A 16,236-nucleotide genomic window follows, 5' to 3' on the forward strand; every position below is an offset into this window, starting at 1 on the left:
CCATCGGGAGGTCACGGATTTTGCCCTAGCATTGTAACGGCTTCGAGTATGCGCCGCATTGTTTTGGCGTGGTTGAAGAAATGACCCCCTAACGGCGGAGGGATTGGCTTTGCAAGCTTTGAACCAGTTCCGGGGTGGGATCGTTGATTTCCCACTTCTGGCTTTGACCATTCTCTTCGAACAAAACGGTTAGTTTCGGGCGAACGGGAGCAGGCCGATCCGGGATTGCGGCAGCGACTGTGGGTGGGACCGCAGCGATGGCTTGAGCAACCTCCCCCGACTCCGGATGGGTGAAGAGCCGGTTCAATCCCAGCCTCATCAACTGCTGATAGACCACTTCGGGTGCGTTGTAGAGCCCTTCGTTCAACTCGTTGTCGGCCGCATAGCAGACGCCGATCAACTCGCCGCGCGCGTTGAACAATCCTCCCCCGCTACGACCTTGAACCGGCGCCCCATACACCTCGACATTGGGAGCTCCCAAATAGCGATTGAGCTTGGTAATTCGCGAATCGCGGCGCGAAGGATTGGTCCCATGATCGCAGCCCCAGCTATAGACCGCGTCTCCCTCGTTGAGCTTCTCCCGATGGTTCATCAAGCGCGCGGTCGGAACCACTCCTTCCGGACGAAAACTGATCAATCCAATGTCTGCCTCGCCCGCTTGAAAGTCGATCAAGGTGGCGTTGTACGTACGTGGCTGTCCCCCGAAAAAGGTCTCGACCAGAATGCGGGTGCCACCTCGCGTGTCGCGAAACAGGTGACCGCACGTCAGTACGAGAGCTTCTCCCTGGAATGTATCGATAATGGTCCCGGTGCCGATCGCTTCGTGCTGCGGCTCGTCGACCCGAATCCTGACCGTCGCTTCGGCAGGGTTGGAGGGAGGACGCGGTTCGGAACGATTCCGTTCGATGGCTGGCGCGCGGTGGGAGGCCGGCGTGAGTGCAAGATTCGTACTGGTTGGGACATCGGATAAAGGGACGGCCGCCGATGGGGACTGACCCCTTACGACAGACGCAACGCTTGAGGGCGAAAGAACCCGAATACTGTCGACCGACGAAGCAGCCAGCATCCGGCGAGCCAGCTCGTCGAATTGAGGCTCTCCGATCAAACGATCCACCTCGCGACCATTTCGAATCAATACAACGGTCGGATACTTCTCAATGTGCCAACGGGCTACCAAGGACTTTTCTCGAGCACCGTCGAGTGTTCGAATCGCCCACCCCGACTCAATCGCTCGCTGAACAGACCCTTGCACCGAACGGCACGCAGGACATTCGGCCTTGGTAAAGAACAATGCGACGCAATCTCCCACTCGGTTTTCAAAGGAGAGCAATCGCTGACTGCAACTCAGCGCCGCCATCCAAACCAGCGCGGCAGCAATCGTCTTCAACCCTCGCATAGCTTCGTTCCCTAGCCTCGTGAAATCCTTTTCAATCCGAGAAGGGGCGGAGTTTCGCGAATTTGGGAAACCGACGCAAGATCAGCTTGTTTGCTAGCGTTCCCCAAACCTGTGGACGACCTCTAAGGAATCTTTCGTCGGCTGGGTGAGGTCCCACCGGAAAATCGCGCTCGCGCGTGGGTCAGCAATCCACAAGCTATTCCCTTCGATATGCAATCCCACGGGATTGATGAGCTTATCTCCCGAATCCAGCTTGCTCGGGCTCCCCGAGGCAGGGATTCGCCAGACGCATTTTCCATAGCCGTCCGAAACAAATGCGTCGCCGTTCGCATGCACGCGAACCTGGTGCGCGAACTGGAACACCGGATCCTCCACCACCTTCTCTATCGACTTGTCCGGCAGGACCCGCAGCAGCGGCGACTTGCCATGGCTCACGACCCATAGTCGGTTCTGGCTGTCGATCGCCACCCCCCGCGGGGCTGGGACTTTCACGTGGACCTCGGTCGTGCCCGATTTGGCATCCACGCGAAAAACGGTGTGGAGTTCCAAGTCGGCGACGAACAAGTCGCCGTTGGCCGCCACGGCGATATCCATGGGAATCCCTATCTTCCCCCCCGTGACTCCAATCGGTTTGGCCAAGGCGTCGAACCGGTAGACCTCGCGCGTGGACGAATCACCAGCCATCAAACTCCCATCCGGCGCGACGGTCAAACATCGAACGGCATTGAGAGGAGTGCGAAATTTTGGAGAACCTTGGAAGTGCGGTTTTACCTCTTTCCCCTCCAGCAGCCAGACCGTTGCGTTGCCCCGGTCCGCAATGAAGAGCTTCCCTCCCCCACCCGCTACGGCGAGGGGGTACGAATCTCCCTCGGCTGCTCGAACGGCCCCTGGGGACTGAACAGCCCAACCGAAGAACAACCAGACCAGTCGCAAAAGAACCCATCTCCCCTTCTCGGAACGGGGCGGACATGTAGCGGCACAGAAAACCATATCGCAAACTTCTTGATCATCGATCGGAATAAAGAACGGTCTCAACAACCCTACAGCATAACGCAGACAAGGAATTTCCTACCCCCTTGCGCATTCAAAATAGACTGAATCCATCAACACCCCAGAACCGCAACACGTTCCAAACCTCCCGAGCGCCCGTGCCAATGGAGGTAGGAGGAACTCCAAGGAAATGGGGATCGACCGGAAACCGCGCCCCATTTGGATAGTGACGAACGAACCTTAAGGCTCGATCACAAATCGTGAGATCGCGGCATGGATAGTCTCGACATCTTGTGTGGCATCCACGATCACATGCTTTTCCCCTGCTTTGGCGACTTGCTCGAGAAACCCCTGTCGCACGCGCTCAAAGTATTCCAGCCCCCGCTTCTCCAATCGATCTTGGCCTCGTTGAATCCTTTGGAACGCTACTTCCGGAGGCAAATCGAGAAGGATGGTCTTGTTTGGCCGAAGCCCCTGCGTGGCAATGTGTCCTACCTGCCAGAGGGATTCGGTATCCAGTCCCCCCGCCGAACCTTGGTATACGACGTTCGCGAGAAGAAATCGGTCGCACACGACCGTATCCCCCCGTTGGATCGCTGGCAGAACAAGATCCTGCACCAATTGGGCTCGCGCGGCCATGTACAAAAGCATCTCGGATGTGCTGCAAAGCGGGATATCCTCCCGATGGAGCAAAATCTCGCGTATCGATTCCCCCAGCGGCGTGCTACCTGGATCCCGCAGGCGTGTTACGCGATGCCCTCGAGTGCGAAGAAGCTCGCTAAGCAGATCCATCTGGGTCGATTTCCCCGCACCATCGATGCCATCGATCGTAATAAACATACTTGTCATTGGTTAAGAATCCTGTATCCCTCTTCCACCTGCCTACGCGAGCGATTGATTCCCGCTCTCGATTCGCATCGCGTTTCGCAATGCGCTGGAAACGCATGATTTTTCCTCGCGAATCGAATGTGGTATCTTATCGACTCCTCTTCTGCCTTCGAAGCCTTGAATTCCCTTGGAGCACGCATGAGCGATTCAGAAAAAGAGCTTCCACCACTTCAGCCCCCCGTTCCACCCGCAGCCGTGCCCGTTCCACCCGCGGCCCTGGGCGAAGACGAAAAGGCAAGACCTCAGCCGGCCGATGAACCTTCCTTCGCCCTGGAGAGCGAAGATTTGATCGACATGATGAAGCGGACGGTCGACCGGCTTCACTTGGACGGGACCGCCCGAGGGGACTTGAAAATTCTAAGCCGCTCGCTTCGAGAGCTCCGATACGCATTCAAGGTTTTCCAGCCCTTTCGAAGACGTCGCAAAGTAACGATCTTTGGTTCAGCCCGAACACCACCCGATCATCCCAATTACGTCCAAGCCTCTGCATTGGCAGCTCGGATGGCGGAATTGGGATGGATGGTCGTCACCGGTGCGGGGGGCGGAATCATGGAAGCGGGCCACAAGGGTGCGGGCCGTGAAATGTCGATGGGACTTAATATCATGCTCCCCTTCGAACAATCCGCGAATCCCTACATCCAAGGGGACCCGAAGCTCGTCACACTTAAATACTTCTTCACGCGCAAGCTCATGTTTATCAAGGAGTGCAGCGCCGTGGTCTGCTGCCCGGGTGGTTTTGGAACACTCGATGAGACACTCGAGATACTCACCCTCCTCCAAACCGGCAAACAAACCATGCTACCCCTTATTCTCCAAGACCAACCTGGAGGAAACTTCTGGAAGGGACTCGAGACTTTTTTCATCCGCGAACTCTTAGAAAACAAACTCATTAGCCCTGAGGATGTTCACCTCTACCGCGTCAGCCACTCGGTCGAAGAAACCGTGGAGGAGATCCTCGGCTTCTACCGCAATTACCATTCGATGCGCTATGTCGATGAGAACTTGGTTCTCCGACTGAACCACCGGCTTGAGGAACAGACGGTTGCAGACCTGAACAAAGAGTTCGCAGATATTGTGGTATCAGGACAGATCAGCCAGCGCGATGCGTTCCCGGAAGAATCCTCCGAAGTGGAGGTCGCGCACCTGCCCCGCCTCGTGTTCCATTTCAACCGGCGCAATTACGGCCGGCTCCGGCTCCTCATCAACGCCATCAATACTGTTTGATCTTGCAGGCGTCCGCTAGCTGAACCAACAGGATTGGTTTAAACTACTGCCGCCGATCTGCAAACTTCGCGTTTGCAATTACCAAGCCGCTGTGGCGAAATGGCAGACGCAGCAGACTTAAAATCTGCTGGGGCGTAATTGCCCCGTGTGGGTTCGAGTCCCACCAGCGGCACTTGGTTGCTCTTCTCCTTTTCTCTTCAAACCGCCAACATCATCCGAATCGGCCGGTGATGTAATCCTCGGTCTCTTTCAGTCTGGGTTTCGTGAAGATGGTGGAGGTAAGTCCCAACTCCACCAGTCGCCCGAGATACATGAAAGCGGTGAAATTGCTCACCCGAGAAGCTTGCTGCATGTTATGGGTCACGATCAAAATCGAATAATTGCCTTTGAGCACATCGATGAGGTCTTCGATCTTTCCGGTCGCGATCGGGTCGAGCGCCGAGCATGGCTCGTCCAGCAAAAGGACTTCCGGATCGCTCGCGATCGCCCGGGCTATACACAAACGCTGCTGCTGACCACCGGACAGCCCCAGCCCGCTTTCGTGCAATCGGTCCTTCACCTCCTCCCAGAGGGCAGCTCCGCGAAGGGACTGCTCGCAGACCTCCATCAGTTTTGATTTATTCCGCTCCCCATCGATTCGCAGGGGATAGACAACATTTTCGAAGATGCTCATCGGAAACGGATTCGGCTTCTGAAAAACCATCCCCATCCGCTTGCGAAGCTGAATTACGTCCACTCCGGGTGCGAAGATCGAATCGTTTCCGAGAATCATATCCCCTTCGATGCGCACCGAGTCGATCAAGTCGTTCATGCGGTTGACGCTTCGAAGCAAAGTCGATTTGCCACAACCGCTCGGACCGATCAATGCCGTCACCTGGCCCTTGGCGATCGGCATCGTGATGCTGTGCAATGCCTGCTTGCGACCGTAAAACAAATTGAAGTTCTGAATCTTCAACACGGGTTCCGCAGCGAGCACATCTTCATGCACCACCGATTCGACCGTTTGGCCGTCTGCGATGGCTTTGAGGCGATCCATTTCGAAAAGAACCTTTCTAAAACTGGCTGCTTTGGAATCGTTTCCGCAACCTAGCTCTCAACCAAATTGCGGCGATGTTCAAAAACGTTACGATCGTCAACAAAAGCAAGGTTGCTGTGAACACCATCGGCTTGGCCGCCTCGCTATTTTGACTTTGAAATCCAAGTGAGAAAATTTGAAAACCCAGATGCATGAAAGATCGGGAGCCATGGAAAAACGGGAACTCCAGATCCAAGGGCAACTCGGTCGCCAACGGAATCGCTCCCACCAACATCATCGGCGCAACCTCTCCCGCACCGCGAGCCATGGACAAGATAAAGCCCGTAATGATTCCGGGTCTCGCATAGGGCAAAACGATTCGCTGCAACGTTTGCCATTTCCCAGCTCCGCACGCATACGAACCTTCCCGAAGGGAGTTGGGAACCGCCGCGAGAGCTTCCTCCGTCGCAACAATCACCACCGGCAGTGTCAGCAGTGCCAGCGTGCACGATGCCCACAACAAACACCCCTTCCCAAAAGTCGGGTTAGGTAGGCTCGCTTGGTAAAAACCATCGAAAAACGGGACCTTGACGACCAACGCGACGAACCCAATCAAACACAGGATCCAGAACACTGCGGCGAATGACGACACACGCTTGCGCCACTTCGTCATATGTGCCGGAGAACCGGACCCTAAGAACGCCAAGAAAAAGGCAATCGTTCCCGCCACCACCGTCGCCGCGCACGCGGCGAACCAGGTCGCACTCGGCCAAGGGTCAAAACCAGCTTTCTTCGGGCCACCATCGATGTAGCCACCGATCGTGTAACAAAAGAACGCCAATCCAAAAACTCCGTACACAATACTCGGCACCCCGGCCAAATTATTGATACTGATCCGAATCAGACTGAGGACCCACCCCGGTCTCGCATACTCCCGCATGTACAACGCAGCCATCACCCCAAAGGGCATCACTGCCAATGACATCAAGAGTGTCATGACGACGGTTCCCCAGATAGCCGGGAAAAATCCCCCTTCCACTCCCGCTTCACGGGGCTCCCCTGCAAGAAACTCGAACCAACGACTCGCATACACCCCGAGCTTGCCAAAAAAGGTCAGACGATTGGGTTCAAACCATCTCACCATATCCGCTGTCGCCACGGCTTTCGTTTGAAACGCCATCGGCGCAGTCCCTTGTTCCGAACGCCAGTAGTAACTGGCTAGTCCGTCGGAATCGGGCAGGGATACAATTCCGAGTCCTATTCGGTCGGCATCCACCGCTCCCTCGGAAATAGGCTCCGCAATCGGTAAAGCAAAGGTGACTTGCTCCGATCCCCGAATCCACTCCAAACGACCAATCTCCGTATTGATCTCAAACTGCTTAGACGCAACCGTACGGGCCTCTTCGACTGCCTTCTCTACAGAAATACGAGAACGATCGGGGAGCGATCCAGTGAACTCGGTCAGCCAGGACTGAAGCCCCTCCTTCACCGGCGCAACCTCTTGTTCCTGCTGTTCGTCGACCGCCTTTCGAAGCGCCTGCATGGCAGCGCTTTGCTTTTGTTCGCTCGTCAAAGCTTCGGCACACAGCTGAAGACCGGATCGAATGTCGGTCCATTGCTGCTCCACAGTACCAAGCGTCGTGGCGAGTTCGATACCTTCGTCGAGCCGGCTTAACAGATCGGTTTTTTCAGCCAACTCCGCTTTGCGAACGGCCAAACGAAGTTTTGCGACCTGTTGATCGAGCCGTCCCAATTCGTGTTTGGCGTGTTCCAGTTCCCGTTGCACCCTCACCATTTTGCGATGGGAAGTCGCCACGGCACCCGGAATATCATCGATTTTTTGAACACGAGCTGGTGTTCCAGACCCCTCCGCCCGATAGGCCTCTTCCAAGGCTTTTGCTTTCGCATCCAACTGAGACTGGAGCTGCTCGACCGTCTGATCAAAGGCCGATACGGCGGCATCACCCTCAGCTCCTTGCGCCGAATCCCCTGACGGGCGAAAACGATCGATCTGATCCAAAAGTCCCGTCTGCATCGAGTACTCGCGGTCCATCTCCGGGGAGAACTCGGAGGTGAATTGGGTAGGGAAGCCGTAAAGGACTCCCCATTCCAGCCGTTCCACCAACCAAATCCCCGCAGGCCGCGAAGGCTCTTTGGTCTCAACTCCGATAGCAGGGACATACGCGAAATGGCGATTCCCAACGTCATAGTTCCCAGTTCGAAGATAGATCTGTTCCGATGCGACCGAGGAGCGACCTTGCAACAGCGTGCGAGCTTTCTCTTGAGTCCGCTCTGGAAACTCTGCGATCGACTCCGGTGTGAGACGATAAGGCTGCGAAGCGATCCACTCGCCACTCGCCAAACCGCCGTCGTCCAAGGCAAAAACGACATAGGAACGAGGCCAAAGCGTCGATAGGCCTTGGTAAAGTATCAATCCCAATAGAGAGACAATCATCGCACAAGCGATCGCAAACATGCCACCCGTTAGCCATACGAGCGGTTCCCCTTGAGCAATCAAATTGCGACCTGTAGGTCGACTGCGAGCATGCGAGCTCATAACTGATACGCTCGCTTTCTGAATCGCATTCTCACCAACTCCGCGACCGTGTTCGCTACCAACGTAAAACAGAACAAGAGGAGCGCGGCCAAAAAGAGCCCGTGGTAATGCGTCGATCCCCGGGCCGCTTCGGGCAACTCCGTCGCCAAGGTGGCCGATAGGGTGCGATACCCATTCATTGGATTGATATCCATCAACGGTGTGTTCCCGGCAGCCATCAATACCACCATAGTCTCTCCTACCGCGCGACCAAAACCGATCATCATCGCGCTAAAGAGACCGCTCATCGCTGTTGGCACCACCACGCGAATGGTCGTCTGCCAAGTCGTCGCTCCGCACCCCAAGGAAGCACTTCGCAAATGCTGAGGCACCGATTGAAGCGCATCCTCGGAAATGGTGTAGATCAACGGGATAATCGCGAACCCCAAAATACATCCCACCAAGAGCGCATTACGCTCTTGATAGGGTCCCAGCACGGGCCCTCGCGGGTCGAGGCCGATCCCATGCAATGCGGTCGCGATCAACGCGCTCAGAACGAAGACGGATACTACCCCCAACAGGAAGAATCCTAAATTGAAGATAGCAAATCGAAAGGGTGTCATCGACGCTGCAATCGACTGCATCCTCGGATTCAACGGCCCGCTCATGACCCATGCCACCAACAGCGCGATGGGAAGCAATCCGATGGAAAACCAACCCGGCCACCCGGAACCGATCTGCCCCGCCAGCCACTGTGTCACGCTTCCCCCAAAAAGAACCTCTTCGAGAGGTGCTGCGACAAGTGTGGCAAGGTAAACGCCTATTGGAATCAAGACAATCAAAATCGGCAGCCGCCAATGTTTCGCCCGAATCGCCAATCGATTCGGAAGCAACAGCCAACAGTGCGCCCCCAACAAGAACAGGAAGAGGACCATCGGAACAGCCAGCAAACACGCCATCAAATGATCGCGAAGAAGAGGGGCTAAAACCAACGCTCCAATGAATCCCAACACGACGCTCGGGACGCTCGCCATCAACTCAATCGCGGGCTTAAACCGCGTTCGCCATCGACTGCTCATAAACTCGCTCCCGAATATCGCAGCCATCAGCGCGATCGGAGCTCCGATCAACATGGAATAAAACGTCGCTTTGAACGTACCGAAAATCAAAGGCATAAACCCGAATTTGTATTCCCCTTCGATGTTTCCCGTGCTGCTCTGCCACACATGCTGCGGAGAGGGATACCCCTCATACCAAAGCCGACCAAAGAATCCCATCCAACTCGCCTCGGGGTGCGGAATGGTGACACGCCAGAGAGATACCCCGCGGTCCGTCACCGCACCCACCACTTCAGCATTCGAGGAAAAGAAAACCGAAGGCTGCACCGAAGCACCCTTGTTTTCGACAACGGATTGAACCTTGCTCCCCGTCGAATCTCCCCCCTCGTCACCCACCTTCCATTTGGCCAGTCTCCGATTCGTCGGTACGTAGTAGATCGCCAAATCACCGTCCTCGAATATCCCTGCGAGCACTCTAGCTGTAGGAGAAGCAGCCATCGACTTCACCGAGCCGAGATCTCCTTCAAAGCGATGGATCGACATCAATTCCTGGGTTTGCTCGACCGCCGACATCGCCACCGCTTCGATATGTCCCGATTCCGCTCCCAATACAAACGAGGTTCTCCCCAATAGAGGGGTCGTGCAAGTCAGCTGGCTTTCGCTCCCCGCCAGCGAAAGGTGAGTTTTAGACGCCAGAAGCTTGCCGTCCTCTTCGGCGTTCCAATAGGTGACCTTTCCTGTGCGATCAACCGCCGCCAAACTCGTTCCACGCGAGTCGATCATCAGCCCATACCATGGCGAGCTGGGATCGCGCTCTGGTCGATGCTGCCACTGCGTGGACTCCTGACTTACCGCGTCGGTGATCGCATTCACCTTATTGTCGGTACGGGCCAACACCAACGCGTTCCCATCGGTTGCGCCCCACAGCCAAGTCACCGACGCGTCGAAACTGGATACGGCCTGGGGAGTCTTCCAGTCCACCGCCACGACCGCAGATGCGAAAAGAGGTACCGAAGGATGAAAAACCAAGCCGTCGATGCGCTGACGTCGGATCAGCCCCGAGTTGGTCTGGCGATAAATGGCACCATCGAAAACCATCCAATCCTGCTGGGTGAACTGAACCTCGGCCGGCAATTCGCTCGCTTTGAGAAATGCGACCTGGTAGCCGAATGTGATCGGTCGCACCGATCCATCTGCGTAGCCTACGAGCAAGCTCGCATCGTCGTCCGACACCGAAACGCACGTGGCTCGCCCACCCTCTGCCGCCGGCGTGGCATTTGCTTCGCCCACGGGAGAATGCGTTTCGAGGACTTCCCCCGAGCTAACGGAGTAAAAGCGAAGGGTGGATGTGGCATCGAGGGTCCAAAGAACCTCTCCATACTCGTCCACTCCTGCAGCCAGAACTGGTTCGCTGCTCGCCGAGGGAATCGCGCCGAGCGGATGCGATCGATTGGCCTGGAACAGGGGAAGCACATTCCCGACCAAGACAAAAACCACCAACATCACGACGAAGATGGTTCCGATCCCCCCGATGGTGATCACTTGCTTTGCGATCCGATCCGACATGCGAACCCACCGAGATGAATTACGATCTCGATGGGGGCGGATGGTTACGTTTTCGGCTTGATTCACGAGTTTCGCTTCAGTGCGAGGTCAGTCCGTAAAAATCATTCCGTCGTAATGGGGTGGTAAACAATCCGTCGTTTACTGGATGCCAACCATCTTGAAAGCCTTTTCCGCAATCTTAGCATCGACGGGGAAATACCCATCTTTCACCAACAGTTCCTGTCCTTCTTTGCTGAAGATGAACTTGATGAATTCTCGGCGGAGAGGCTCCAGTTTGCTGGTCGGTTTGTAATTCACGGCCAAATACAAATACCGAGCCAGCGGATAGGACCCATTGTAGGCATTTTCTGCGGATGGCTCGATAGCTGGCGCACCATTCTTCGAAGAGAGCTTGAGTGCCTTCACCGCAGCCGTCTTGTAACCGATACCGCTGTAACCCATCGCGAATTTGTTTTCCCCGATGGAAGAAATCACCGCCGTGCTCCCCGGCTGCTCGTTCACGCTATCCAGAAAGTCCCCGTTCCCGAGCACTTTTTCTTTGAAAAAACCATACGTTCCCGATGCGGCATTGCGGCCGAACAACGCAATGGGCTGCTTCTCGTATTCCCCCGTCAGCCCGAGTTGCCCCCAAGTCAAAATCGGCTCCCCACCCAGCTTCCGAGTGCTGGAAAAAATCGCATCGGCCTGCTCCAAGGTGATGGAATCGAGCGGGCAATCCCGGTGCACATAAATCGCCAACAAATCGATTCCGGTGGGAAGCAAGGTCGGCTTGTAACCGAACTTTTTCTCAAAGTCTGCGATCTCGTTGGTTTTTGCATCCCGGCTCATCGGTCCAAAGCTGGCCGCGCCCTCGATGAGCGCCGGCATCGCCTTCGACGAGCCTTGTCCCTCTACCTCTGTCCGAACACCCCGATAGTAGGTTTTGAACTTCTCCGTCCACTGCAACATCAACGTGTTCATGGTGTCGGAGCCGACCGACTTCAACTGCCCCGAAGGGCCAGGACTCGGTTTGTAAGCCGAAAGCTTGGCGTCCACCGACTGTCCCCAGGCAACCGAGGACACCGACAGGGCTCCGAGCAGTAGCCCCCATAAACAAAGAATTGGCTTGGAATTTCGCATGATTCTCGCAGGCACGGGGAAAGGAAACACGTCCTTCGCGAAACGGTAGCATTCCGGCCGCCGTTGCAGGGTCCGGGAATTGTTCCAGAACTTCTTCAATTCTAAAGGAGCTAATTGTTAAGAAACGGTTAATTGTCCGGCAGCCGCTACCAGACCGCAGGCATCTTTTTCCGACTCGATGACAAACTATCGCATACATTCTAAGCCGTCCAAATAGTAGAATAGGCGGGTTCGGAAGGAGCTAACGATCCCCTGCAACAGCGGCCCTCTTTCGCTCCCGCCTCGCCCGGCCGACTCGAGCAAGTGCGGCCCCATAGCAGCCCCCCATCCCCACCTGCCTGAATCCCAACGACCACAGCATAAAATGCTCTTATTCAACCAAGACCTCTCGTCTTCACTCCACCCTTCGACGCCTTCTACTTCGCTACCCGCTATCAGGCTGCGTCCGACTAACTGCCTGCATCCGACTAACTGCCTGCATCCGACTGTCTGGCTGCATCCGATCCATGTCGGGTCGACGATTGCAAAGGGAGTTCTTTCCCTGGCCCTGTTCCTGGGGTTCCTGCTCGTCGGATTCCAAAGTCGGAGCGTTTGCGCGGTGGATATCGATTTCGCCAAACAGATCCGTCCGTTGCTGGCCAAGAATTGCTACTCCTGCCACGGGACGGACACCAAGGAGTCGGGCCTGGCGCTGCACGAATTCGATTTGGCCACCCGCGAGGCCGAAAGCGGGAGTCGAGCGATTGTTCCGAACTCCCCTGAGGAAAGCGAACTGCTGAAACGGATCACCAGCTCGGATCCTTCCGTTCGCATGCCCCCCGAAGGAGAAGGTTTGACGCCTGCCCAAGCCGATTTGATCCGTCGTTGGATCGAGCAGGGAGCGGAGTACAAAGCGCATTGGGCGTTTCTCCCCCTGTCCAACCCTCGCATCCCTACCGAGTCCGCGTCCCCCACGCTTGGAAAGGAACCCGCGTTTGTGCGGCAAAATCCGATCGACGCGTTTATCGCATCGGGGTGGTTGGAGAAGGGGCTTGCTACATCCGGACGAGCAGAACCTCGCACCCTCATTCGGCGCCTGTATTTCGACGTTCTTGGCGTGCCCCCCGAGCAATCCGTCGTGGAATCCTTTGCTGCAAATCCGACCGATGAGGCCTACGAGAAACTGGTCGACGAACTCCTATCGGACCCGCGATTTGGCGAGAGGATGGCTCGCGACTGGCTCGACGTGGTTCGTTATGCGGAGACCAATAGCTTTGAGCGTGACGGCCCCAAGCCGAACGCGTACCACTATCGCGATTACGTGATCGAATCGTTCAATGAGGACAAATCCTACCGACAATTCATCATCGAACAGCTGGCGGGCGACGAAGTGGAATCGCCGACGACGGAATCGCTCACCGCGACCGGATTCTATCGTCTCGGTATTTGGGACGATGAACCGGCCGATCCCCTCCAAGCTCGGTTCGACGAATACGACGACTTGGTAACCACGATCGGGCAAGGGATCATGGGTCTCACCGTTAACTGCGCCCGATGCCACGACCACAAGATCGATCCGATCCCCCAAAAAGACTACTACCAGATGGTGGCATTCCTGCGCGACGTGACTTCGTACGGTTCGCGAGGCGATGAGCGTAGCAATTCACAAATCGATGTCTCCACCGCCGAGGTGAGACAACAATCCGTTCAATTCAAGGAACGCATCAAAGAGATTCGTCGCCTTCGCCGCGAGATCGAGAACGAAGGGATCGCGACGATGAATGACGAGGATAAGACGGCCGCAAAGAGCCCCGATCGCGACAAAGTGATCGCTTCCAAGCTCAAGGACCAACTCACGGAAGGTCGCTGGATGGAATACGAGGCGCTCAAACAAGAACTCGATCAGGTCAACAAGAAAATCGAACAGCTCCAGACGGAGTTTCGTTTGGGACTGGCGAGAAAAGAGTCCGCTCCTCCGGACACGCATCTCCTGCTGCGCGGTTCTCCCCAAGCCGAAGGAGACAAAGTCGATCCGGACTATCCCGAACTTTTTCAAGAGGCTGCACCGAAGATCCAGAACTCGCAGCCAGGAGCCAGTTCCGCCGGCCGTAGAATCGTCCTCGCGCGATGGCTTACCTCCGACTCCAACCGTCTTACCGGGCGGGTGATTGTCAATCGCATTTGGCAACATCACTTTGGACGTGGAATCGTTCGGTCGGCAAACAACTTCGGTCAGATGGGCGATCCCCCCACGCATCCCGAGCTGCTCGACTTTTTGGTGCAGGAGCTTGTTCGGAGCGATTGGCGTCTTAAACCGCTTCATCGCATGATGCTGTTGAGTGAAACGTATCGTCAAAGTTCGATCGCCGGCGATGAGGATGTCGAAAAGGATCCTCAAAACGATCTCTTCGCACGCTTCAACGCGAGGCGCCTCAGCGCAGAAGAATTGCGGGACTCAGTCTTAGCCGTCTCGGGTCGTATCGAGTATTCGAAGTATGGCCCCAGCATCTTCCCGGAGGTTTCCGACGACGTAAAAGCGACGCAAAGTGTCCCTGGCAAGGGGTGGAACAATTCGTCCCAGCGAGAACAGTCGCGTCGCAGTATCTACATTCACATCAAACGATCGCTCGTTCCGCCCGAACTATCGGTCTTCGACTACCCTGAAACCGATGTGACCTGCGAAGCTCGCTTTTTGACAACTCAAGCCGCGCAAGCCCTCAATATGCTGAACGGAGGGTTCATTCAAAAGCATGCGACACTCTTGGCAAACTTCGTGGCCCCACAAAGGGACTCGCTCGAAGAGAGACTCGCGTTGGCGATCGAAACGGTTAACACCCGTCCCGCCGATCGTTCGGAGATCGAACGCGGTGTGCGGCGTATTCAAATCCTGAGGGACAAATTCCGATTGAGCGAATCGGATGCGTTCCGAGAGTACTGTCTCGTCCTTCTCAACAGCAACGAATTCCTCTACTTGGATTAAGGGAACTTAGGCAAAGCCATGACAAAAGCCAATTTCTGTGGACGAACACGCAGGGAACTCCTTTGGCAAACCGGTTGCGGTTTCGGCGGTGTCGCGCTGACTTCGCTCCTCAGCGGTGACGGGTTCTTTTCGAAGGCCCAGGCCGATCAACAACGACCTGTCCCCTCTGCTTACTTGCCCAAAGAGGCAGCCAAAGCCAAGTCGGTCATTTTTCTGTTCATGTACGGTGGTCCCAGTCAGATCGATACATTCGATTACAAGCCCAACATGGTGGGGATGGACAATAAGACCATCACCGTCAAAACGTTCGGCCGGGGAGGCCACCGCAATGAGGGACGGATTGTTGAACCTCGATGGAAATTCAAACAGTATGGCGAATGCGGAAAGTGGGTCAGCGACCTCTTCCCGAACCTTGGACATTGCGTCGACGATATCGCCTTCCTCCATTCGATGACGGCGGATTCTCCGATCCACGGATCGGCGATGCTCATGATGAATTCCGGCAAGATCCTCAGCGGATCTCCATCGCTCGGTTCCTGGATCAACTATGGCCTCGGAACCGTGAACGAGGACCTGCCCGGCTATGTCGTCATGCTCGATCCCTCCGGCGGCCCGATCAGCGGCGCGAAGAACTGGTCAAGTGGATACATGCCCGCGAATTACCAGGGAACGATCCTTCGAGCCAAAGGGGCTCCTCTCCTTGACCTGCAACCCCCCGCAGGTGTTTCGCGCGAACTGCAACGGGAACTCATCGACGCCATTTCGGAAAACAATACGGCTCACATGGAACAGCGAGCCCACAACTCCGAGCTTGCCGCACGCATCAAGAGCTATGAGCTCGCATTCAAAATGCAGCAGTCGGCCCCGGAAGTCGTCGACTTGGCTCAAGAAACCCAAGAGACGCTCGACCTTTACGGGGTCGGAGATCCGAAGACCGACGATTTCGGGCGCCGATGCTTGCTTGCCCGACGCATGGTCGAGCGGGGCGTTCGATTCATCCAGCTCTATTCCGGCGGCTCTCACAACGATGCCAACTGGGATGCACACGGAGACTTGGAAACCAATCACAATCTCCATGCTGGACGCACCGATAAACCGATCGCAGCCCTTCTAAAGGACTTGAAACGCCGAGGCTTGCTCGACAGCACCTTGGTCGTGTGGGGCGGGGAGTTTGGACGCCAACCGGTCGCGGAATACCAAGCCAGCACGGGGCGAGACCATAACTCGTACGGTTTCACCATGTGGATGGCAGGAGGTGGTATCAAAGGCGGACAGTCCGTTGGCACCACTGATGAGCTTGGTGCTGCCGCCGTCGAACGCCCCCTTCACGTGAAGAATCTTCACGCGACCGTGTTGACCCAAATGGGACTGGATCCCAACAAGCTTTCCTATTTCTACAGCGGCCTCGATCAAAAGTTGGTCGGCGTCGAACACGTGGCCCCGGTCCAGGAACTGATCGCGTAATTTCATCCAATCGGAATGAAC

At 56.0% G+C, this 16,236-nt stretch carries 10 protein-coding genes and 1 tRNA gene; 4 read left to right on the forward strand and 7 right to left on the reverse strand.

The annotated features are described in order from the left end of the window. Window positions 1-88: 88 nt before the first annotated feature. The 3 genes from VN12_RS17720 to tmk form a co-directional block, all read right to left on the reverse strand. On the reverse strand, window positions 89-1,396 hold the full coding sequence (locus tag VN12_RS17720; RefSeq protein WP_146678087.1) for a trypsin-like peptidase domain-containing protein: 1,308 nt from the start codon (window positions 1,394-1,396) through the stop codon (window positions 89-91). 93 nt (window positions 1,397-1,489) lie between these two features. Further along, window positions 1,490-2,386 (reverse strand): hypothetical protein, encoded by an 897-nt coding sequence (locus tag VN12_RS17725; protein ID WP_168164486.1) that lies wholly within the window; start codon window positions 2,384-2,386, stop codon window positions 1,490-1,492. A gap of 240 nt (window positions 2,387-2,626) precedes the next feature. After that, a complete protein-coding gene (gene tmk / locus VN12_RS17730; RefSeq protein WP_240491183.1) occupies window positions 2,627-3,235 on the reverse strand; it encodes a dTMP kinase in 609 nt (202 codons plus the stop codon). Between the two features lie 177 nt (window positions 3,236-3,412). Between tmk and VN12_RS17735 the strand changes: the two genes are divergently transcribed. After that, entirely contained in the window at window positions 3,413-4,498 is a 1,086-nt protein-coding gene (locus tag VN12_RS17735) for an LOG family protein (RefSeq protein WP_146678089.1), read from the forward strand. Between the two features lie 85 nt (window positions 4,499-4,583). Continuing rightward, window positions 4,584-4,670 (forward strand) — tRNA-Leu (locus VN12_RS17740). Window positions 4,671-4,709: 39 nt separating this feature from the next. Here the strand turns inward: VN12_RS17740 and pstB are convergent. The 4 genes from pstB to VN12_RS17760 all read right to left on the reverse strand — a co-directional run bounded on the left by pstB (window position 4,710) and on the right by VN12_RS17760 (window position 11,792). Next, window positions 4,710-5,534 (reverse strand): phosphate ABC transporter ATP-binding protein PstB, encoded by an 825-nt coding sequence (gene pstB, locus VN12_RS17745; RefSeq protein WP_146678090.1) that lies wholly within the window; start codon window positions 5,532-5,534, stop codon window positions 4,710-4,712. 16 nt (window positions 5,535-5,550) lie between these two features. After that, a complete protein-coding gene (locus VN12_RS17750) occupies window positions 5,551-8,070 on the reverse strand; it encodes a phosphate ABC transporter permease PstA (RefSeq protein WP_146678091.1) in 2,520 nt (839 codons plus the stop codon). Then, the gene (locus VN12_RS17755) at window positions 8,067-10,673 is read right to left on the reverse strand and encodes an ABC transporter permease subunit (RefSeq protein WP_205855075.1); all 2,607 of its coding nucleotides are present in this window, start codon (window positions 10,671-10,673) and stop codon (window positions 8,067-8,069) included. The genes VN12_RS17750 and VN12_RS17755 overlap by 4 nt, the downstream gene beginning before the upstream one ends. A 138-nt stretch (window positions 10,674-10,811) precedes the next feature. After that, window positions 10,812-11,792 carry a PstS family phosphate ABC transporter substrate-binding protein gene (locus VN12_RS17760; RefSeq protein WP_146678092.1) on the reverse strand — a complete coding sequence of 327 codons (981 nt, stop codon included), beginning with the start codon at window positions 11,790-11,792 and terminating at the stop codon, window positions 10,812-10,814. 598 nt (window positions 11,793-12,390) lie between these two features. On the opposite strand from VN12_RS17760, the gene VN12_RS17765 reads away from it, so the two are divergent. Then, complete coding sequence (locus tag VN12_RS17765; RefSeq protein WP_240491184.1) at window positions 12,391-14,751, forward strand: PSD1 and planctomycete cytochrome C domain-containing protein; 2,361 nt, start codon at window positions 12,391-12,393, stop codon at window positions 14,749-14,751. Between the two features lie 18 nt (window positions 14,752-14,769). After that, window positions 14,770-16,215, forward strand: a complete 1,446-nt coding sequence (locus VN12_RS17770) for a DUF1501 domain-containing protein (RefSeq protein ID WP_146678094.1) — start codon at window positions 14,770-14,772, stop codon at window positions 16,213-16,215. Window positions 16,216-16,236: the final 21 nt, after the last annotated feature.

Source organism: Pirellula sp. SH-Sr6A (assembly GCF_001610875.1).
Classification (GTDB): Bacteria; Planctomycetota; Planctomycetia; order Pirellulales; family Pirellulaceae; genus JBKCUI01.